Genomic DNA, 19,614 nt, shown 5'->3' with positions numbered 1-19,614 from the left:
AAATATGAGAACGGCGCCTTCGGGCGCCGTTCTTCGTCAGGTTCGCCTCGCATGTCAGAACAGGAAGTAGCGCTGCGCCATCGGCAGCACCTGGGCCGGCTCGCACCACAGCAGTTGCCCGTCCGCGCGCACCTGGTAGTTCTGCGCATCGACCTCGATGTGCGGCAGGTAGGCGTTATGGATCAGGTCGGTCTTCTGCACGCTGCGGCAGCCCTTCACCACGCCGATGGTCTTGCGCAGGCCCAGTTCGTGATGCACGCCGAGGTCGAACGCGGCCTGGCTGATGAAGGTCAGGCTGGTGGCGTGGCGGCTGCCGGCGTAGCTGGCGAACATCGGCCGGTAGTGTACCGGTTGCGGCGTCGGGATCGACGCGTTGGCATCGCCCATCAGGCTCGCGGCGATGGCGCCGCCCTTGAGGATCAGGCTCGGCTTCACGCCGAAGAAGGCCGGGCGCCAGAGCACCAGGTCGGCCAGCTTGCCCACTTCGATGCTACCCACTTCATGGGCGACGCCGTGGGTGATCGCCGGGTTGATGGTGTACTTGGCGATGTAGCGCTTGGCGCGGAAGTTGTCGTTGCGCGCGCCGTCGCCCTCCAGCGCGCCGCGCTGCTGCTTCATCTTGTCGGCGGTCTGCCAGGTGCGCGTGATCACCTCGCCCACGCGGCCCATGGCCTGGCTGTCGGAGCTGATCATGCTGAAGGCGCCGAGGTCGTGGAGGATGTCCTCGGCGGCGATGGTCTCGCGGCGGATGCGCGACTCGGCGAAGGCCACGTCCTCGGCGATGCTCGGGTCCAGGTGGTGACAGACCATGAGCATGTCCAGGTGCTCGTCGATGGTGTTGCGGGTGAAGGGCCGGGTCGGGTTGGTCGAGCTGGGCAGCACGTTGGCGAAGCCGCAGGCCTTGATGATGTCAGGCGCGTGGCCGCCACCGGCGCCCTCGGTGTGATAGGTGTGGATGGTTCGGCCCTTGAACGCGGCGAGGGTGGTTTCGACGAAGCCGGATTCGTTGAGGGTGTCGGTGTGGATCGCCACCTGCACGTCGAGGCGGTCGGCCACGGACAGGCAGTTGTCGATGGCCGCCGGAGTGGTGCCCCAGTCCTCGTGCAGTTTCAGGCCGATGGCGCCGGCGCGTACCTGTTCCTCCAGCGGCAGCGGCAGGCTGGCGTTGCCCTTGCCGGTGAAGCCGATGTTCATCGGGAAGGCATCCGCGGCCTGGAGCATGCGCGCCATGTGCCACGGGCCGGAGGTGCAGGTAGTTGCATTGGTGCCGGTGGCCGGCCCGGTGCCGCCGCCGATCATGGTGGTGACCCCGCTCATCAGCGCCTCTTCGATCTGCTGCGGGCAGATGAAGTGGATGTGCGTGTCGATGCCGCCGGCGGTGAGGATCATGCCCTCGCCGGCGATTACTTCGGTGCTGGCGCCCAGGGCGATGGTCACGCCGGGCTGGATGTCGGGGTTGCCGGCCTTGCCGATGGCGGCGATGCGGCCGTGCTTCAAACCGACGTCGGCCTTGACGATGCCCCAGTGGTCGATGATCAGCGCGTTGGTGATCACCGTGTCGACCACCTCGGCAGCGCACAGCTGGCCCTGGCCCATGCCATCACGGATGACCTTGCCGCCGCCGAACTTCACCTCCTCGCCATAGACGGTGAAGTCCTTTTCCACTTCGATCCACAGGTTGGTATCGGCCAGGCGCACGCGGTCGCCGACGGTGGGGCCGAACATGTCGGCGTAGGCTTGTCTGCTGATCTTCATCGGGGCTCCTTGGTCGGTCCCTGCGCTGGTTTGCCCTCTCCCCAACCCTCTCCCTGAAGGGAGAGGGGGCTGATCGGTGCACTGTGCTGACTCACTGCTCGCGCTGCTTTCTCCCTCTCTCTTCAGGGAGAGGGCGGGGGAGAGGGGCTCTATGTGGCATTTAGCTCAGAGCGCGCCCATCACCCGCCCGGCAAATCCGTAAACCTTTCTCTCGCCCGCCAGCTCCACCAGCTCCACCTCGCGGCTCTGCCCTGGCTCGAAGCGCACGGCCGTGCCAGCGGGGATATTCAGCCGCATGCCGCGAGCTGCGTCGCGGTCGAACAGCAGCGCGTCGTTGGTCTCGAAGAAGTGGTAGTGCGAGCCGACCTGGATCGGCCGGTCGCCGCTGTTGGCGACCGTCAGGGCGAGTGTTCGGCGGCCGGCGTTGAGCTCGATCTCGCCGCTCTGGATGTCGTATTCGCCAGGGATCATGGGGCGCTCCGTGAGTCGAGGTTCAATTGCATGAAGGTGAGGTCCAGCCAGCGGCCGAACTTCTGGCCGACCTGGGGCATCTGCCCGGTGGTGATGAAGCCCAGGCGCTCGTGCAGGCGGATCGATGCGGTGTTGCCGCTCTCGATGGCCGCGACCATCACGTGCAGGCTCTGGGCGCGGGCGCGCTCGATCAGTGCGTGCATCAGGATCGGGCCGAGGCCCTTGCCGCGCTGGTCGGCGCGTACGTAGACCGAGTGTTCGACCGTCTCGCGGAAACCGTCGAAGGCGCGCCACGGGCCGTAGCTGGCGTAGCCCACCACCTCGCCGCCATCCTCTGCCACCAGCACCGGGAAGCCTTGCTGCGCGCGCAGTTCCAGCCAGGCGCGGCGGTTCTCCAGGTCAATGGCGACCTCGTTCCAGATGGCGGTGGTGTTGAGCACGGCGTCGTTGTAGATGTCGCGCAGACTGCCGAGGTCGGCTTGGCTGGCGTCGCGGATGAGCATGGTGGTTCCTCTATACGTAGGGCGAATGAAGCGGAACGCTTCATCCGCCATTGTCGCTGCACCCCGGTTGGATGGCGCGCGATCAGGCGATGGGCTGATGCACGGTGACCAACTTGGTGCCGTCCGGGAAAGTGGCTTCCACCTGGATCTCCGGGATCATTTCCGGCACGCCTTCCATCACCTGTTCGCGGCTCAGCAGCGTGGTGCCGTAGTGCATCAGGTCGGCGACCGTCTGGCCATCCCGCGCGCCTTCGAGCAGCGCGGCGGAGATCAGCGCCACGGCCTCCGGGTAGTTGAGTTTCACACCACGGGCGAGGCGACGTTCGGCGACCAGGCCGGCGGTGAAGATCAGCAACTTGTCTTTCTCGCGAGGAGTCAGGTCCATCTCAGGTGCTCCAGATTCTCGGGGGAACGGCCTCGCGGCCGAGCAGCGCCGGCCGCAGCCGGCGCCAGAGTTCGATGAGCCAGGCGCGGGCGTGCAGCGCCTCGACGGCGAGGCAACGGGCGACCACCAGGCCGGGCAGTTGGGTGAGGTTGCCGTGGCCCTGGCAGAGCAGGGTGCGGCAGGCTTCGAGCAGCGCCGCATCGATCTGCCCGCTGGCGATCAGCGTCGCCATCACCGGATGTCCGGCGAGACCGATGGGCGAGTCGAGCAGGCGGTCGTTGCCCTCCACGCGCTGGCGCTCGTGCCACAGGCGCTGACCGTCGCGGCGGATGTCCAGGGCGGCGGCGAAGTGGCCGTCGTCGAAGCGCTCGCCGCTGGCCGGGCGGCCGAGGGCGACCACGTCCCAGTAGAACAGCCGGGCGTCGCCTTGCAGATCGATGCCTGTAGTCAGCTCAGTCTGGGCGCCGGAGTAGACGATGGTTTCCTGCGGCAGCCATTCCAGCGTGGCGCCGGGCGCGACCCGCAGGTTCAGGCGCTGCTTCGCCGGGCACGAGGCGCGGTACCACTTGGCCGCGCCGGGGCTGGTGAGCTGCGCCCAACTGCCGGCGCCGGCATGGATGTCGAGGTCCAGCGTGTCGCCGCCGGCGATGCCGCCGGGCGGGTGCACGATGATGTGCTGGCAGACCTGCGGCCCTTCCGCGTACAGGTGCTTCTGCACCCGCAGCGGGCCCAGATGCCGCCGCGTGACCGGGCGCGTGCCGTCGCCGACGCGGGCATACGCCAACTCGAGCTCGGCGTGCCAGGCGGGGTGGAAGAGGGTGGCCGGTGCGTTCATGGGCAGCTTCGAAACGAAGGATGCTCAGGACAGAGCAAGCAGCGTGCCGGGACGCGCCAGGATAGTGCGCGGCGCCTGCCGTTGGTGCCGTTAGGTAGGCGTGACGCGGGGTGGGGCAGTGCGGGGGATTGTCCGATCGGTCAGGTATGGGCGCGCTTGCGGTGCGTCCTCGATCAATATGCACCATGACGGTGCGCCCGCTCCTACAAGAGCCGCGCCTCAGCCCAGCTGCTTGCGCATGTAGACGCGACGGAAGCCGTTCTCGACCTTGCGCGCGTATTCCTGGTAGCCGTTCTTCGCGTACAGCTCGATGTTCTCCACCATGCGCTCGTTGGTGTACAGGTACAGCGAGCTGAAGCCCAGCTGGGCGGCGGTTTCCTCGGCGTGGATCAGCAGCACGCGGCCGATGCCCTGGCCGGCGCACTCCGGCAGTACGGCGATGTTGTCGAGCAGGAAGCCTTCCTCGGTCTCGCGCATCACCAGCAGGCCGACCGGCGCGCCGTCCTGCTCGGCGATCAGTACGCGGTCCTCGGCGATGATGGCGTGGTAGTCGTCCAGCATCGGTCCCGGCTTGCGGCCGAGCCTGGGAATCCACTGGGCGTAGGCGGCTGCCACGCAGACTGCGGCGAAACCGGCGTCGTCGTTGACGGCTGGACGCAGGACGAGGGGCATGACGAACTCCGGAAAAAGCCAATACGGGGCCTGGCAGCTTGCCACCCGCCACGGTCGTTCACCAGTGACAGGTCGTCTCGGTGTGGGGCGTGGTTCGCGAGCAAGCTCGCTCCTACAGACCGGGTCTGCATACTCTTTGTAGGAGCGAGCTTGCTCGCGAACCCCGTCGGGCTAGATAGCCACCAGCCCGCGTACGCCCTCGGCTTCCATATCTGCCCCTCGGCCCTGCTGGACGATCTCGCCACGGGACATCACCAGGTACTGGTCGGCCAGTTCGGCGGCGAAATCGTAGAACTGCTCCACCAGCAGGATGGCCATGTCGCCGCGTTGGGCGAGCTTGCGGATCACCGCGCCGATCTCCTTGATCACCGACGGCTGGATGCCTTCGGTGGGCTCGTCGAGGATCAGCAAACGCGGTTGGCTGGCCAGTGCGCGGCCGATGGCCAACTGTTGCTGCTGGCCGCCGGAGAGGTCGCCGCCGCGCCGCTGTTTCATCTCCTTGAGCACCGGGAACAGTTCGTAGATGTGTTCAGGTACCGCCTTGGCTTCGTTGGCGCTGAACCGTGACAGGCCCATCAACAGGTTTTCCTCCACCGTCAGGCGCGGAAAGATTTCCCGGCCTTGCGGCACATAGGCGATGCCGGCGTGCACGCGCTGGTGCGGCTTGAAACCGGTGATCGGCTTGCCTTCCCAGCTGACCTTGCCTTCCTTGGCCGGCACCAGGCCCATCAGGCAGCGCAGCAGGGTGGTCTTGCCCACGCCGTTGCGGCCGAGCAGGCAGGTGACCTCACCGATCTTCGCGTCGAACGACAGGCCACGGAGGATGTGGCTGCCGCCGTAATACTGGTGGAGCTGGTCGACTTGCAGCATGGGTGTTTCCTTTGCATTGGGCTGCGGCGGATAACGCTGCGCGTTATGCGCCCTACGGTTGGCTACGGCGTAGGGCGAATGAAGCGCAGTGCTTCATCCGCCGACGTTCTACCGCCCTAGATAGACCTCAATGACCTGCTCGTTCGCCTGCACGTCTTCCAGCGAACCTTCGGCCAGCACATGCCCCTGGTGCAGCACGCTGACGTGGTCGGCGATGCTGCCGACGAAGCCCATGTCGTGCTCCACCACCATCAGCGAATGCTGGCCGGCGAGGGACTTGAACAGCTCGGCGGTGAACTCGGTTTCGGCGTCGGTCATGCCCGCCACCGGCTCGTCCAGCAGCAGGAGTTGCGGCTCCTGCACCAGCAGCATGCCGATCTCCAGGAACTGCTTCTGCCCGTGGGAAAGCAATCCGGCGGGGCGATTGCGCGACTCACGCAGGCGGATGGTGGTGAGCACCTCCTCGATACGGTCCTTCTGCTCGCCGGTGAGTTTCGCCTTGAGGCTCGCCCACACCGACTTGTCGGCCTTCTGCGCGAGCTCCAGGTTCTCGAACACCGAGAGCGCCTCGAACACCGTGGGCTTCTGGAACTTGCGGCCGATGCCGGCCTGGGCGATTTCCACCTCGCTCATGCGGGTGAGGTCGAGGGTTTCGCCGAAGTACGCCTTGCCGTTGTCGGGGCGGGTCTTGCCGGTGATCACGTCCATCAGCGTGGTCTTGCCCGCGCCGTTGGGGCCGATGATGCAGCGCAGCTCGCCGACACCGATGTACAGCGTGAGGTCGCGCAGGGCGCGGAAGCCATCGAAGCTGACGTTGATGTCTTCCAGGGTCAGGATGGTGCCGTGGCGCACGTCCAGCTGGCCGCTGGCGCTCGAGCCTATGCCGATGGCATCGCGGCTGGCGCCAGGGTCGCGGTTGGGATCGTAGGCCGGCTCCAGCATCAGGTGGGGGACCGCTCTCATTGCTCTTTCTCCGCGGAAATCGTCAGGAGCGCGTCGCGAGCAATCCCGACTGCAAGGCGCGCCGCGCACAGCGACGAGACAGTACGATGGGGTACGGTGAGGAGTGAGCACGGCGCAACGCCGCAGTCGGGATGCGCAGTAGCGATCATGATGATTTCCTCAGGCCGATGATGCCGCGCGGCAGGTACAGGGTGACCACGATGAACAGCGCGCCGAGGAAGAACAGCCAGTACTCGGGGAAGGCTACGGTGAACCAACTCTTCGCGCCGTTTACCACGCCAGCGCCGAGCAGCGGGCCGATCAGCGTGCCGCGCCCGCCGAGGGCGACCCACACGGCGGCTTCGATGGAGTTGGTCGGCGACATCTCGCTGGGGTTGATGATGCCCACCAGCGGCACGAACAGTGCGCCGGCCAGGCCGCAGATCACCGCGGACAATGTCCAGACGAACAGCTTGTAGCCGCGCGGGTCGTAGCCGCAGAACATCAGTCGGTTCTCCGCGTCGCGCAGGGCGGTGAGTACCCGGCCGAACTTGCTGCGCGCCAGGGCGAAGCCAATGGCCAGGCTCGCCGCCAGCAGCACGACGATGGCGATGAACAGTGCCACCCGCGTGCCCGGTGCGGTGATGGAAAAGCCCAGGATGCTGCGGAAGTTGGTGAAGCCGTTGTTGCCGCCAAAGCCCGTCTCGTTGCGGAAGAACAGCAGCATGCCGGCGAAGGTCAGCGCCTGGGTCATGATCGAGAAGTACACGCCCTTGATCCGCGAGCGGAAGGCGAAGAAGCCGAACACCAGGGCCAGCAGGCCGGGCGCCAGGACCACCAGGCACAGCGCCCAGAGGAAGTGCTGGGTGCCGGCCCAGTACCAGGGCAGCTCCGTCCAGGAGAGGAAGGTCATGAAGGCTGGCAACTGGTCGCCGGCGGCCTCGCGCATCAGGTACATGCCCATGGCGTAGCCGCCCAGGGCGAAGAACAACCCGTGGCCCAGGGACAGCAGGCCGGCGTAGCCCCAGACCAGGTCCAGCGCCAGTGCGACGATGGCGTAGCAGAGGATCTTGCCGGTGAGCGTCAGCCCGTAGGCCGACAGGTGCAGTGCGTTGCTTTCCGGCAACAGGTGCAGCAGTGGCAGGATCAGCAGCGCGATGAGCGCGGCGCCGACGATGCCCGCGGTGAGTTTCGGGCCGGCCTTCTGCGCGGCCGTGACGGTGAGCGGCTGGTTCATCGGCACGTTACCTGTAGGAGCGAGGGGGACGCCATCGTCATTGCTCGCGAACGGATTATCCGGCGACCTTGACGCTGGGCGGGTTCGCGAGCGAGCTCGCTCCTACGAAAAGCGGTCGGATTGAAGCGGGGCGTTTTCATCAATCGATGACCCTCCCTTTCAGAGCGAAGAGCCCCTGCGGTCGTTTCTGGATGAACAGGATGATCAGCGCGAGGATCAGGATCTTGCCCAGCACCGCGCCGATTTGCGGTTCGAGGATCTTGTTCGCCACGCCCAGGCCGAAGGCGGCCAGCACGCTGCCCGCGAGCTGGCCGACACCGCCGAGCACCACCACCAGGAACGAGTCGATGATGTAGCTCTGGCCCAGGTCCGGGCCGACGTTGCCGACCTGCGACAGCGCCACGCCGCCCAGGCCGGCGATGCCCGAGCCCAGGCCGAAGGCGAGCATGTCCACGCGGCCGGTGGGCACGCCGCAGCAGGCGGCCATGTTGCGGTTCTGGGTTACCGCGCGGACGTTCAGGCCCAGCCGCGTGCGGTTGAGCAGCAGCCAGGTGAGCGCCAGCACAAACAGCGCGAAGCCGATGATGACGATGCGGTTCCACGGCAGCACGAGGTTGGGCAGCACCTGGATGCCGCCGGACAGCCACGCCGGGTTGGCCACCTCGACGTTCTGCGCGCCGAACAGCACGCGCACCAGCTGGATCAGCACCAGGCTGATGCCCCAGGTGGCGAGCAGGGTTTCCAGCGGGCGGCCGTAGAGGTGGCGGATCACCGTGCGTTCCAACGCCATGCCGATGCACGCGGTGACCAGGAAGGCCACCGGCAGCGCCAGCAGCGGATACAGCTCCAGCAGGCCGGGAGCGAAACGCTGGCAGAGCAACTGCACCACATAGGTGGAATAGGCGCCGAGCATCAGCATTTCGCCGTGGGCCATGTTGATCACCCCGAGCAGGCCGTAGGTGATGGCCAGGCCCAGCGCGGCGAGCAGCAGGATCGAGCCCAGCGACAGGCCGCTGAACGCCTGGCCGAACAGGTCGCCCATCAATAGCCGGCGCTTGACCTGGCCGAGACTGGTGGCGGCGGCGGTGCGCACCGATTCGTCGGGCTCCACGGCCGGGTCGAGCAGGTTTTCCAGGCGGGTTCGCGCCTGCGGGTCGCCGGATTCGCCCAGCAGGCGCACGGCGGACAAGCGTACCGCCGGCGTCGGATCGCCCAGCTGCAGGTTGGCCAGGGCCAGTTGCAGGGCGGCTTTGACGCTGTCGTCGGATTCTTCGCCGAGGCGGTATTCGAGCAGCATGCGCTGCGCCGGGCGGGCACTTTTCTGCAATTGCCGCGCGGCCTCCAGGCGCACTGCGGCGCTGTCGGCGACCAACTGGTGGCTGGCCATGGCGGTGTTCACCAGGCCGCGCAGGCGATTGTTCAGGCGCAACTTGTCGGGCTCGCCGACCGGTGCGGCACCGCCCTCGGCGGGGTGGTACTGGTCGTCGTCACCGAGGAGGAACGCGCGGCCCTGCACATCGACGGCGAGGCGGCCGGACTGGATGGCTTCCAGCAACGGCAAGCGGTCGGCATCAGGCGCGGCGGCCCATTGTTCGAGCAGTTTGGCGCGGGCATCGTTGTCGGCGCTGGCGAAGTCCTGCGCGGGGCCGGCGAGGGCGAGCTGCGGTAGCAGCGCGGTCAGTGCGAGGGCGCAGAGGCGAAGCAGGTGGAGCAGGGCAGTGGGCATGGTGTGTTCCCTGAGAGGCGGGAGTGGGCGGATGCCCCCTCTCCCCAGCCCTCTCCCTGAAGAGAGAGGGGGTTGTCCGTGCCGCCAGATACTTCTGGCTTCATCCTGCGTCTGACTGTTTTTCTCCCGTCAGGGAGAAAACCGTCCGAGCCGGCTGATGCCTTGGCGTGATCTTGCGCCATACGGTTCCCTCTCCCTTCAGGGAGAGGGTTAGGGAGAGGGGCTCTGGCTCCCCGGAGGATCAGTTGCTGCGCACCGCGTAATCCGGCTTCTTGTCATTGCCCGGAATGAACGGGCTCCACGGCTGGGCGCGGATCGGCTCGGGGGTCTTCCAGACCACGTTGAACTGACCGTCGTCCTCGATCTCGCCGATCATCACCGGCTTGTGCAGGTGGTGGTTGGTCTTGTCCATGGTCAGGGTGAAGCCCGACGGCGCCTTGAAGGTCTGGCCGCCCATGGCCTCGCGGACCTTGTCCACGTCGGTGCTGCCGGCCTTCTGCACGGCCTGCGCCCACATGTGGATGCCGACGTAGGTGGCCTCCATCGGGTCGTTGGTCACGGCGGTGCTGTAGTTGGGCAGGTTCTTGGCCTTGGCGTAGGCCTTCCAGTCAGCGACGAACTTGGTGTTCTCCGGGTTCTTCACCGACTCGAAGTAGTTCCACGCGGCGAGGTTGCCCACCAGCGGCTTGGTGTCGATGCCGCGCAATTCTTCCTCGCCCACGGAGAAGGCCACCACCGGCACTTCGGTGGCTTCCAGGCCCTGGTTGGCCAGCTCCTTGTAGAACGGCACGTTGGAGTCGCCGTTGACGGTGGAGATCACCGCGGTCTTGCCACCGGCGGAGAACTTCTTGATGTCGGCGACAATGGTCTGGTAGTCGCTGTGGCCGAACGGGGTGTAGACCTCCTGGATATCCTTTTCGGCCACGCCCTTGCTGTGCAGGAAGGCGCGCAGGATCTTGTTGGTGGTGCGCGGGTAGACGTAGTCGGTGCCCAGCAGGAAGAAGCGCTTGGCCGCGCCGCCGTCCTCGCTCATCAGGTATTCCACCGCCGGGATGGCCTGCTGGTTCGGCGCGGCGCCGGTGTAGAAGACGTTGGGCGACATTTCCTCACCCTCGTACTGCACCGGGTAGAACAGCAGGCCGTTGAGTTCCTCGAACACCGGCAGCACCGACTTGCGCGACACGCTGGTCCAGCAGCCGAAGACCACCGCGACCTTGTCCTGGGTCAGCAGCTGGCGCGCCTTCTCGGCGAACAGCGGCCAGTTCGAGGCCGGGTCGACCACCACCGCTTCGAGCTTCTTGCCGTTCACCCCGCCCTTGGCGTTGATCTCGTCGATGGTCATCAGCGCCATGTCCTTGAGCGAGGTCTCGGAGATCGCCATGGTGCCGGACAGCGAATGCAGGATGCCGACCTTGATGGTCTCGGCGGCCTGGGAGCTGAACGGGAACAGACCGGTGAGCAGCAGGGCGCTCATGGCCAGCGTACTTTTCAACAGCGGACGACGTTTCATCGCGGCAGCCTCCTTGGCTATCCAGGGGCGGGGAGTTGCCGTTGCGGCAGCTTCCCCGGAAATGGGGCGATCCCCGGGCGGGATCGCAGCTGCCATCGCAGCATCCGTGCCAAACAGGCAAAAGCCTCGGCGCAGATGGGCTGGACGCGATTTTCTGTCGTAAGGGTGAGGTTTTTCAGTGCGCGGCTTTGGTGCGCCGAACGCGCTTTGGCGCACGGCGCTCCCCAATGGTGCGCATTACTGCGGAACGAAGTAGCCGCGCACGCCGGTCATGATGATCTGTGCCGCCAGTGCGCAGACGAACAGGCCCATCAGTCGGCTGACGATCTGCAGGCCCTGCTCGCCGAGGATCTTTTCGATCTTGTCGGAAAGGTACAACGTGATGCCCAGTGTCAGGCAGGCGAGGAAGATCGCCGCGATGGCCAGCAGCTTGTTTTCCCATTCCTGGTTCACCCCCATGACCAGGAGGGCGCCGATGGTGCCAGGGCCAACGGTGATCGGAATGGTCAGCGGGACGATGGTGACGTCCTGCTGCACGTTGTCGCTCTGCACCGCCGAGCGCCCCTGGGCCATGCTCAGCGCGGAGATGAACAGCACTGAGCCTGCGCCGATGCGGAAGGCGTCAGCGGTGATGCCGAACAGGGTGAAGATGTAGCGCCCGAACAGGTACAGCAGCACGCTGGCGATCAACGCCGCCAGGGCCACGCGCCAGGCCATGTGCTTGCGGTCGCGCGGACCGAAACCACGGCTCAGGCTGATGAAGCAGGACAGCACGAAGAAGGGGCTGTAGAGCACCAGCATCTTCAGGTACACGCTGGACAACACATGCATGGGGATACTCGTCCGGGTTGAGAGAGGTGTGGCAGGGCAAAGCATAGCGGGTGGGGCGGTGCGGGAGAAATGATCCAGCCTGGGAGTGGACGCTGTCCACGATTGGCATCGTATCGGGATCGCGGACGGAGTCCGCTCCTACGGTTGAGTCGCGTGCGAGGGGGAGGTGCTGCTTTCGTAGGAGCGGACCTTGTCCGCGAACAGCGCTTCGCTTCATGCCCAAATAACGGCAACCTGCGGTTCGCGAGCAAGCTCGCTCCTACAGGAATCCTGATACGGGAATCAGGACGGCAGTGCGTCGCTCTGCTGGCGCAGCCGGCGGTCGCGCTCGCCCACCCAGTAGGCCACCAGTTCGCGCAGTTGCGACAGCTCCACCGGCTTGGCCATATGCCCGTCCATGCCGACCAGGCGCGCGCGCTCCTTGTGTTCGCTGAGGATGTGCGCGGTGAGCGCCACCACCGGGGTGTGCGGTCGCTGCTCGTTGGCTTCCCAGGCGCGCAGGCGTTCGGTGGCGGAGAAGCCGTCGAGCACTGGCATCTCGCAGTCCATCAGCACCAGGTCGTACTGCGTGGCTTTCATTGCGGCCAGGGCTTCCTCGCCGTTGCTGGCGGTGTCCGGCTGCAGGTTGAGCTTGCTCAGCATGCCGCGGATGACCTTGGTGGAGATGCTGTTGTCCTCGGCCACCAGGATGCGGAAATCGCTCGGCGGCGTCGCGGGCTCCGGTTCGCTGGTGGTTTGCAGATAGTTGCTCACGCCACTGGGGCCGCGCCGCCCGAGTTCCTCGGCGAGGGTCGCCTTGAGGGTATAGCCCGCCACCGGCTTTGCGAGGATGCGCTTGATGCCGGCGTTGCGGGCGATGATCTTGCTCGGCGCGTTACTGATGCCAGTGAGCATGATCAGCAGGATGTCGTGGTTGAGGTTGGGGTCTTCCTGGATCTTGGTCGCCAGCTGCATGCCGGTCATGCCGGGCATGTCCTGGTCGAGCAGGACGACGTCGAAGTATTCGCGCAGGTGCGCCTTGGTACGCAGCTGGGCCAGCGCTTCCTTGCCGGATGAGACGGCGCTGACGCTCATGCCCCACGCGCTGCACTGTTGCACCACCACCTTGCGGCAGGTCTGGTTGTCGTCCACCACCAGCAGGCGCGCACCCTGCAGCGGGCTGTCGAGGTCGGCGTTGGGCTGCTGCAGCTGCTGCGGGTCCAGCGGCAGGCTCAGCCAGAGCAGGTTGCCGGCGCCTTCGGCGCCATCGCCGCTTTCGATACCGCTCTCTATTCCAAAGTCGCCGGACATCAGGCGAACCAGCTGGCGCGCGATGATCAACCCGAGGCGGCTGCTCAGGCGGGTCGCAGAGAGGAAGTCGCGGCTGTGCAGTTCGGCGGTGAGCAGTGCCTGGCGGTCTTCGTCGTCCAGCGGGCGGCCGCTGTCCTGTACGGCGATGCGCAGGCGCGGGCGGTCCGGCGGACCGTCCAGCGCGACCACCAGCAGGATTTCGCCTTCGTCGGTCTGCTTGAAGGCATTGTCCAACAGGCTCAGCACGGCCTGGCGCAGGCGCGTCGGGTCGCCGCTGACGATGCGTGGCACCTTCGGCTGTGTGAAGCTGATCAGCTCGACCCGCTGCTGCTCGGCCTTGGCGCGGAAGATCGCCAGGCAGTCCTCGATCAGCGCACCGAGGTCGAACTGCACTTCGTCCAGCTCGATCTGCCCGGACTCCAGCTTGGAGATGTCGAGGATCTCGTTGATCAGCGCCAGTAGCTCGTTGCCGGCGCTGTGGATGGTCTGCACGTAGTCGCGCTGCTTGGCCGACAGCGGCGTGCCAAGCAGCAGCTCGGTCATGCCCAGCACGCCATTCATGGGGGTGCGGATCTCGTGGCTGATCTTGGCCAGGAAGTCACCCTTGGCCTTGAGCTCGGCGACGCTGGCGGCGCGCTGGCGGCTGGCGGCGAACTGCTCTTCCTGGAGTTTGCGCTGGCGCTCGGCGAGGGCGAGGCTGAGCAGGAAGCCGACCAGCGCGCTGAGCCCGAGCAGGCCGCTGCCCAGCCATTCGGCGCGGGTCGGCAGGTAGCCCAGCAGCGAGGGCAGGCTGAGGCACCAGACCAGAACGAAGAGGCCCATGCCCGCGGCGAACAGCCGCGCCGGCTGGTAGGAGTGGGTCCAGTAGTAGAGCGCCACCGAGAGCATTCCCAGGCTGACCAGGGTGATCAGGCCGTAGACCAGGTCGCTGATGGGGAAGGCGAGCAGCAGGTGGAGCGCGGTGCTCAGCACCAGCAGGCCAGCGGTGCCGCCCAGCAGCAGCCGCTTGAGCGGCAGGCGCGGGGTGAGGCCCCTGAAGAAGCTGGCGGTGTAGCCCAGGGCGCAGAACAGCGTCAGTACCAGGCTGAGCTGGGCGGTCAGCGGTTGCCAGGACTGGTGGGTGCCATACCAGGGGCTCAAAAGGCCGAACAGGGTGAGGCAGGCCAGCAGCAGGCTGGCGTGCACTCCGGCGAGCCATAGGCCGCTGGGGACGCGGGTGTAGGCGAAACGCACGAGGTTGTAGACCAGCAGCATGGCGAGACAGCCGATCAGGATGCCGAAATGCAGCGGGCGTTGTTCGTTGTTCGGCTGGTTGGCGTCTTCGATGCTGATGTTCGGTCGCAGCGGCTGGCTGGAGGCCAGGCGCAGGTAAAGGTCGAGCGGTTCGGCGGCGTCGCGCAGCGGCAGGACCATATCGCTGCTCAGCAGCGGGCGTTGCAGCGGCGACAGGTTGCCGGCGCTCTTCTGCTCCAGCACATGCTGGCCGTGGACGATGAAGAGTTCGAAGCTGTCCAGGCTGGGGGCGAACAGGCGCAGTTGCCGCGGCGACTCGCTGACGGGCAGGCGGTAGTGCAGCCAGGTGGCGCCGGGGCCGGCGGGGGCGTGCAGGTCGTTGATGTCGAGCGGGCTGAAGAGGGTGCTGTAGCGCGGGGAGAGGATGTCCTGCACTTGCAGGCGGGCGTCGTTGTCGTGGAGCTGCGACCAGCCGGGGTCCTGGCTTGCCGCAAAGGTCGGAACACAGACCAGGGCGGCCAGCAGCAAGCTGACGAGGAGTCCTGTGGCAGTCCAGAGCCGGCGCACGGCGAAGTCCCTTCGGTAGTGAGTGGCCCGATTATAGCCAAGTGCGCAAAAGGCCGTAATCCACACGGGCACGCGGGGATGGGTTGCCGGAGACGTCACAATCGAACGCCTCCGGCAACCGGGCATCAGCCCTCGCCGCGCTCGCGGGCAATGGCGCGGTAGCCGATGTCCTTGCGGTAGAAGCAGCCGTTCCAGCGGATCTTTTCCGCCAGGCGGTAGGCCTGTTCCTGGGCCGAAGACACGCTCGGGCCGATGGCGGTGGCGCACAGCACACGGCCGCCGCTGGTGACGACCTGGCCGTCCTTCAGCGCGGTACCGGCGTGGAACACCTTGCCGTCGAGCTTGGCGGCTTCGTCCAGGCCCTCGATGACGTCACCCTTGGCGTAGTCGCCCGGGTAGCCGCCGGCGGCCAGTACGACGCCTACGGTGGGACGCGGGTCCCAGGTGGCTTCGACCTTGTCCAGCGCCTTGGCCAGGGCGGCCTCGACCAGCAGGACCAGGGAGCTTTCCAGGCGGACCATGATCGGCTGGGTTTCCGGGTCGCCGAAGCGGCAGTTGAACTCGATGACCTTCGGCGCGCCGTTCTTGTCGATCATCAGGCCGGCATACAGGAAACCGGTGTAGACGTTGCCTTCCTCGGCCATGCCGCGCACGGTCGGGTAGATCACTTCGTCCATCACCCGCTTGTGCACGTCGGCTGTCACGACCGGAGCGGGGGAGTAGGCGCCCATGCCGCCGGTGTTCGGGCCGGTGTCGGCGTCGCCGACGCGCTTGTGGTCCTGGCTGGTGGCCATGGGCAGCACGTTCTGGCCGTCGACCATGACGATGAAGCTGGCTTCCTCGCCGTCGAGGAACTCCTCGATCACCACGCGCGAACCGGCGTCACCGAAGGCATTGCCGGCGAGCATGTCGCGCACGGCTTCCTCGGCTTCGGCCAGGGTCATGGCGACGATCACGCCCTTGCCCGCGGCCAGGCCGTCGGCCTTGATCACGATGGGCGCGCCTTTCTCTTTCAGGTAGGCCAGGGCCGGCTCGACTTCGGTGAAGTTCTGGTAGTCGGCGGTGGGGATCTTGTGGCGCGCGAGGAAGTCCTTGGTGAAGGCCTTGGAGCCTTCCAGCTGCGCCGCGCCAGCGGTGGGGCCGAAGATGTCCAGGCCGCGGGAGCGGAACAGGTCGACCACGCCTTTCACCAGCGGGGCTTCGGGGCCGACGATGGTCAGCTGCACGTTCTTCGCGGCGAAGTCGGCCAGCTCTTCCAGGGCCAGCACGTCGATGGCGACGTTCTCGCACTTGGCTTCGGTAGCGGTGCCAGCGTTGCCCGGCGCGACGAAGACCTTCTGCACGCGCGAATCCTGCGCGACCTTCCAGGCCAGCGCGTGCTCGCGACCGCCGCTGCCGATGATGAGTACGTTCATTGGAAATCTCCTGAACAGTTCCGGACCTGCCGGATTCCCGGGTATCGCTTCGCTCCACCCAGGCTACGAATTCTCACGATCAGTCCGCTCTTCACAAACCGATCTCAAGGGGCGCGATGAAGCGGGTAGATGCAAGGCGCCCGAGCGTTCACCAAGCGGAGTTGCCTTCTGGCAATGAGCATTGGGGAACGCTCGGGCAACGCAGCAGATGCCTGCTTCAGCGCGTCCGATCCACCTTAATGCCTGAAGTGGCGCATGCCGGTGAACACCATCGCGATGCCGGCTTCGTCGGCGGCTGCAATCACTTCGTTGTCGCGCATCGAACCACCTGGCTGGATCACCGCGGTGATGCCGGCCTTGGCAGCGTTGTCGATGCCGTCGCGGAACGGGAAGAAGGCGTCGGAAGCCATGACCGCACCCTTCACTTCCAGGCCAGCATGCTCGGCCTTGATGGCGGCAATGCGGGCGGAGTTGACGCGGCTCATCTGCCCGGCGCCGACACCGACGGTCTGGCGGTTCTTGGCGTAGACGATGGCGTTGGACTTGACGAACTTGGCGACTTTCCAGGCGAAGATCAGGTCGTGGATTTCCTGCTCGCTCGGGGCGCGCTGGGTGACGATCTTCAGGTCATCGGCGGTGATCATGCCGATGTCGCGGCTCTGCACCAGCAGGCCGCCGTTGACGCGCTTGAAGTCCCAGCCGGCAGGGCGCTCGGCCGGCCACTCGCCGCATTCCAGCAGACGCACGTTGGCCTTAGCGGCGACGACGGCGCGGGCGGCTTCGGAAACTTTCGGGGCGATGATGACTTCGACGAACTGGCGCTCGACGATGGCCTGGGCGGTCTCGCCGTCCAGCTCGCGGTTGAAGGCGATGATGCCGCCGAAGGCCGACTCGGTGTCGGTGGCGTAGGCCAGGTCATAGGCCTTGCGGATGCCGCCTTCGTTTTCCGGGACCACGGCCACGCCGCACGGGTTGGCGTGCTTGACGATGACGCAGGCCGGCTTGACGAAGCTCTTCACGCACTCCAGCGCGGCGTCGGTGTCGGCCACGTTGTTGAACGACAGTTCCTTGCCCTGCAGCTGGACGGCGGTGGAGACGCTGGCCTCGCCGCCCTCGACGTAGAACGCCGCGCTCTGGTGCGGGTTCTCGCCGTAGCGCATGTCCTGGGCCTTGATGAACTGGCTGTTGAAGGTGCGCGGGAACTGCAGGCGGTTCTCGGTGGACAGGGTCTCGGCGTTCTGGTCGATGGTGCCCAGGTAGTTGGCAATCATGCCGTCGTAGGCGGAGGTGTGCTCGAACGCCTTGAGGGCCAGGTTGAAGCGCTGGGCGTAGGTCAGGCCGCCGTCCTTCAGGGCCGCGATGACGCCTTCGTAGTCGCTGGAGTTGACCACGATGGCGACGTCCTTGTGATTCTTCGCCGCGCTGCGGACCATGGTCGGGCCGCCGATGTCGATGTTCTCGATGGCGTCCGGCAGGGTGCAGCCCGGCTTGGCCACGGTGGCGGCGAAGGGGTAGAGGTTGACCGCGACCAGGTCGATCGGCTTGATGCCGTGCTCTTCCATCACCGCGCCGTCGATGTCGCGACGGCCGAGGATGCCGCCGTGCACTTTCGGGTGCAGGGTCTTCACGCGGCCGTCCATCATTTCCGGGAAGCCGGTGTAGTCGGCCACTTCCACGGCGGCGATACCGTTGTCCTTGAGCAGCTTGTAGGTGCCGCCGGTGGAGAGGATCTCCACGCCGAGGGCAACCAGCTCACGGGCGAAATCGACGACGCCGGTCTTGTCGGAAACGCTGATCAGCGCGCGGCGGATGGGCAGGCGGGTGGTTTGGTCGGTCATAACGGCTTCCACAAAGGCTTCGGGCTTTTCGCGTGTCAGGCGCAGGCCCTGCCGACCGATCGGTCGCGGCCCCGCGCCTGCCACCTGTCAGAGAAGGTCGTACTGCTTGAGTTTCTTGCGCAGGGTCCCGCGGTTCAGGCCCAGCAGTTCGGAGGCTTTGGTCTGGTTCCCCTTCACGTAGTTCATGACGGTTTCCAGCAGCGGCGCTTCGACTTCGCAAAGCACCATGTTGTACACGTCCGTGACCGGCTGCCCTTCGAGATGGGCGAAATAGTTGTGCAGGGCCTTTTCCACGCTGTCGCGGAGGGTCTGGCCCTCCTGCGTCGGAGTGGTCAGGTGCTGCTTAAGGTTGGTGTTGTCGCTCACGGGTGTCATTCCACTCACTAATGTCTCGGTCATCGTTGTCATGCGGCCACCCCTTCTCCGTTATTGTGGCGCTCGGCGAAGAACTGCCTGACGCTGGCGCTCTGTGCATCCGTGTCCTGCAAACGATTGAACAGGGTGCGGAACTCCGCCGCACCCGGCAGGGTGGCGAGGTACCAGCCCACGTGCTTGCGGGCAATTCGCACACCCATGTCTTCCCCATAAAACGCATGCAATGCAGCGAGGTGTTCGAGCAGGATGCTCTCCACTTCGTGCAGACTCGGCGCCGGCAATGTTTCGCCGGTGCCCAGGTAATGATCGATCTCGCGGAAGATCCAGGGCCTGCCCTGGGCGGCGCGTCCGATCAGCAGGGCGTCCACCCCGGTCAGCTCGAGCACCTGCCGTGCCTTCTGCGGCGAATCGATATCACCGTTGGCGAAGACCGGAATGGAAACCGCCTGCTTGATCGCCGCGATGGTTTCGTACTCCGCTTCGCCGGTGTAGAGTTCGGCGCGGGTCCTGCCGTGCACCGCCAGCGCCTGGATGCCCGACTGCTCGGCGATCCGCGCCACCGTCACACCGTTCTTGTTCGACCGGTCCCAGCCGGTGCGAATCTTCAGGGTGACGGGCACCTCTACCTCCGCGACCACCGCCTCGAGGATGTCGGCCACCAGCCGTTCATCCTTCATCAGCGCGGAGCCCGCGGCCTTGTTGCACACCTTCTTCGCCGGACAGCCCATGTTGATGTCGATGATCTGGGCGCCGAGCTCCACGTTGCACCGTGCGGCTTCCGCGAGCATCTGCGGGTCGCCGCCGGCGATCTGCACCGAACGCGGCTGGTCCTCGTTGTCGTGCTGCAGGCGCAGGCGCGACTTGCGGCTATTCCACAGGCGGACGTCGCTGGTGACCATTTCCGAGACCACCATGCCGGCGCCAAGGCGGCGGCACAGCTGGCGGAACGGACGATCGGTAACGCCGGCCATCGGGGCCAGGATCAGTCTGTTGGGCAGTGTGTAGGAGCCGATGCGTACCACCGACCTGAGTTCCATGGTTAATGGGGCGGGAACACCGATGCGCCGCGCGCTGTAAGACTCGCGGGAGCGTTTCGGGGCCTGCCACCGGTGCTAGCAAAAAAGGGAGGGCATGATACCCGCTCTCGATGACCGGATAA

At 66.2% G+C, this 19,614-nt stretch carries 17 protein-coding genes; all 17 read right to left on the bottom strand.

Annotation, left to right across the window (positions count from 1 at the left end; all coding sequences use genetic code 11):
- Positions 1-54: 54 nt before the first annotated feature.
- Positions 55-1,755: an urease subunit alpha gene (gene ureC, locus O6P39_RS23825; protein ID WP_275608848.1), complete on the bottom strand. Its 1,701-nt coding sequence runs from the start codon at positions 1,753-1,755 to the stop codon at positions 55-57.
- A gap of 165 nt (positions 1,756-1,920) precedes the next feature.
- On the bottom strand, positions 1,921-2,226 hold the full coding sequence (locus tag O6P39_RS23820) for an urease subunit beta (RefSeq protein ID WP_275608847.1): 306 nt from the start codon (positions 2,224-2,226) through the stop codon (positions 1,921-1,923).
- Entirely contained in the window at positions 2,223-2,729 is a 507-nt protein-coding gene (locus O6P39_RS23815; protein WP_275608846.1) for a GNAT family N-acetyltransferase, read from the bottom strand. Before O6P39_RS23815 ends, O6P39_RS23820 begins: the two co-directional genes overlap by 4 nt.
- An 82-nt stretch (positions 2,730-2,811) precedes the next feature.
- On the bottom strand, positions 2,812-3,114 hold the full coding sequence (locus tag O6P39_RS23810) for an urease subunit gamma (RefSeq protein ID WP_017518207.1): 303 nt from the start codon (positions 3,112-3,114) through the stop codon (positions 2,812-2,814).
- A gap of 1 nt (position 3,115) precedes the next feature.
- On the bottom strand, positions 3,116-3,949 hold the full coding sequence (locus tag O6P39_RS23805) for an urease accessory protein UreD (protein WP_275608845.1): 834 nt from the start codon (positions 3,947-3,949) through the stop codon (positions 3,116-3,118).
- A gap of 219 nt (positions 3,950-4,168) precedes the next feature.
- Positions 4,169-4,621: a GNAT family N-acetyltransferase gene (locus O6P39_RS23800; protein ID WP_275608844.1), complete on the bottom strand. Its 453-nt coding sequence runs from the start codon at positions 4,619-4,621 to the stop codon at positions 4,169-4,171.
- A gap of 171 nt (positions 4,622-4,792) precedes the next feature.
- Positions 4,793-5,491, bottom strand: a complete 699-nt coding sequence (gene urtE, locus O6P39_RS23795; protein WP_275608843.1) for an urea ABC transporter ATP-binding subunit UrtE — start codon at positions 5,489-5,491, stop codon at positions 4,793-4,795.
- Positions 5,492-5,599: 108 nt separating this feature from the next.
- Positions 5,600-6,454 carry an urea ABC transporter ATP-binding protein UrtD gene (gene urtD / locus O6P39_RS23790; RefSeq protein WP_275608842.1) on the bottom strand — a complete coding sequence of 285 codons (855 nt, stop codon included), beginning with the start codon at positions 6,452-6,454 and terminating at the stop codon, positions 5,600-5,602.
- Between the two features lie 145 nt (positions 6,455-6,599).
- Positions 6,600-7,670, bottom strand: a complete 1,071-nt coding sequence (gene urtC / locus O6P39_RS23785; protein ID WP_275608841.1) for an urea ABC transporter permease subunit UrtC — start codon at positions 7,668-7,670, stop codon at positions 6,600-6,602.
- 139 nt (positions 7,671-7,809) lie between these two features.
- Positions 7,810-9,396, bottom strand: a complete 1,587-nt coding sequence (urtB, locus tag O6P39_RS23780) for an urea ABC transporter permease subunit UrtB (RefSeq protein ID WP_275608840.1) — start codon at positions 9,394-9,396, stop codon at positions 7,810-7,812.
- 241 nt (positions 9,397-9,637) lie between these two features.
- On the bottom strand, positions 9,638-10,906 hold the full coding sequence (gene urtA, locus O6P39_RS23775; protein WP_275608839.1) for an urea ABC transporter substrate-binding protein: 1,269 nt from the start codon (positions 10,904-10,906) through the stop codon (positions 9,638-9,640).
- A gap of 237 nt (positions 10,907-11,143) precedes the next feature.
- Entirely contained in the window at positions 11,144-11,737 is a 594-nt protein-coding gene (locus O6P39_RS23770) for a MarC family protein (protein ID WP_275608838.1), read from the bottom strand.
- A gap of 282 nt (positions 11,738-12,019) precedes the next feature.
- Positions 12,020-14,827, bottom strand: coding sequence for a hybrid sensor histidine kinase/response regulator (locus O6P39_RS23765; protein WP_275608837.1), 2,808 nt, complete (start codon positions 14,825-14,827; stop codon positions 12,020-12,022).
- A 125-nt stretch (positions 14,828-14,952) separates the two neighbouring features.
- On the bottom strand, positions 14,953-16,242 hold the full coding sequence (purD, locus tag O6P39_RS23760) for a phosphoribosylamine--glycine ligase (protein WP_275608836.1): 1,290 nt from the start codon (positions 16,240-16,242) through the stop codon (positions 14,953-14,955).
- 236 nt (positions 16,243-16,478) lie between these two features.
- Complete coding sequence (gene purH, locus O6P39_RS23755; protein WP_275608835.1) at positions 16,479-18,080, bottom strand: bifunctional phosphoribosylaminoimidazolecarboxamide formyltransferase/IMP cyclohydrolase; 1,602 nt, start codon at positions 18,078-18,080, stop codon at positions 16,479-16,481.
- Between the two features lie 87 nt (positions 18,081-18,167).
- Positions 18,168-18,488 carry a DNA-binding transcriptional regulator Fis gene (fis, locus tag O6P39_RS23750; RefSeq protein WP_275608834.1) on the bottom strand — a complete coding sequence of 107 codons (321 nt, stop codon included), beginning with the start codon at positions 18,486-18,488 and terminating at the stop codon, positions 18,168-18,170.
- Positions 18,485-19,492, bottom strand: coding sequence for a tRNA dihydrouridine synthase DusB (gene dusB / locus O6P39_RS23745; RefSeq protein ID WP_275608833.1), 1,008 nt, complete (start codon positions 19,490-19,492; stop codon positions 18,485-18,487). The genes fis and dusB overlap by 4 nt, the downstream gene beginning before the upstream one ends.
- Positions 19,493-19,614: the final 122 nt, after the last annotated feature.

It is taken from the genome of Pseudomonas sp. PSE14, from assembly GCF_029203285.1.
GTDB lineage: Bacteria > Pseudomonadota > Gammaproteobacteria > Pseudomonadales > Pseudomonadaceae > Pseudomonas.
Note: the sequence above shows the minus strand (reverse complement) of the source record. Positions and strands in the feature narration are given on the sequence as shown.

Bases quoted from the DNA above. Each gene is read 5' to 3' on its own strand.
- urtE (WP_275608843.1), bottom strand. From the start codon at position 5,491: ATGCTGCAAGTCGACCAGCTCCACCAGTATTACGGCGGCAGCCACATC.
- fis (WP_275608834.1), bottom strand. From the start codon at position 18,488: ATGACAACGATGACCGAGACATTAGTGAGTGGAATGACACCCGTGAGC.
- O6P39_RS23805 (WP_275608845.1), bottom strand. From the start codon at position 3,949: ATGAACGCACCGGCCACCCTCTTCCACCCCGCCTGGCACGCCGAGCTC.
- purH (WP_275608835.1), bottom strand. From the start codon at position 18,080: ATGACCGACCAAACCACCCGCCTGCCCATCCGCCGCGCGCTGATCAGC.
- O6P39_RS23770 (WP_275608838.1), bottom strand. From the start codon at position 11,737: ATGCATGTGTTGTCCAGCGTGTACCTGAAGATGCTGGTGCTCTACAGC.
- ureC (WP_275608848.1), bottom strand. From the start codon at position 1,755: ATGAAGATCAGCAGACAAGCCTACGCCGACATGTTCGGCCCCACCGTC.
- urtA (WP_275608839.1), bottom strand. From the start codon at position 10,906: ATGAAACGTCGTCCGCTGTTGAAAAGTACGCTGGCCATGAGCGCCCTG.
- urtD (WP_275608842.1), bottom strand. From the start codon at position 6,454: ATGAGAGCGGTCCCCCACCTGATGCTGGAGCCGGCCTACGATCCCAAC.
- O6P39_RS23810 (WP_017518207.1), bottom strand. From the start codon at position 3,114: ATGGACCTGACTCCTCGCGAGAAAGACAAGTTGCTGATCTTCACCGCC.
- O6P39_RS23800 (WP_275608844.1), bottom strand. From the start codon at position 4,621: ATGCCCCTCGTCCTGCGTCCAGCCGTCAACGACGACGCCGGTTTCGCC.
- purD (WP_275608836.1), bottom strand. From the start codon at position 16,242: ATGAACGTACTCATCATCGGCAGCGGCGGTCGCGAGCACGCGCTGGCC.
- urtB (WP_275608840.1), bottom strand. From the start codon at position 9,396: ATGCCCACTGCCCTGCTCCACCTGCTTCGCCTCTGCGCCCTCGCACTG.
- dusB (WP_275608833.1), bottom strand. From the start codon at position 19,492: ATGGAACTCAGGTCGGTGGTACGCATCGGCTCCTACACACTGCCCAAC.
- O6P39_RS23820 (WP_275608847.1), bottom strand. From the start codon at position 2,226: ATGATCCCTGGCGAATACGACATCCAGAGCGGCGAGATCGAGCTCAAC.
- O6P39_RS23815 (WP_275608846.1), bottom strand. From the start codon at position 2,729: ATGCTCATCCGCGACGCCAGCCAAGCCGACCTCGGCAGTCTGCGCGAC.
- urtC (WP_275608841.1), bottom strand. From the start codon at position 7,670: ATGAACCAGCCGCTCACCGTCACGGCCGCGCAGAAGGCCGGCCCGAAA.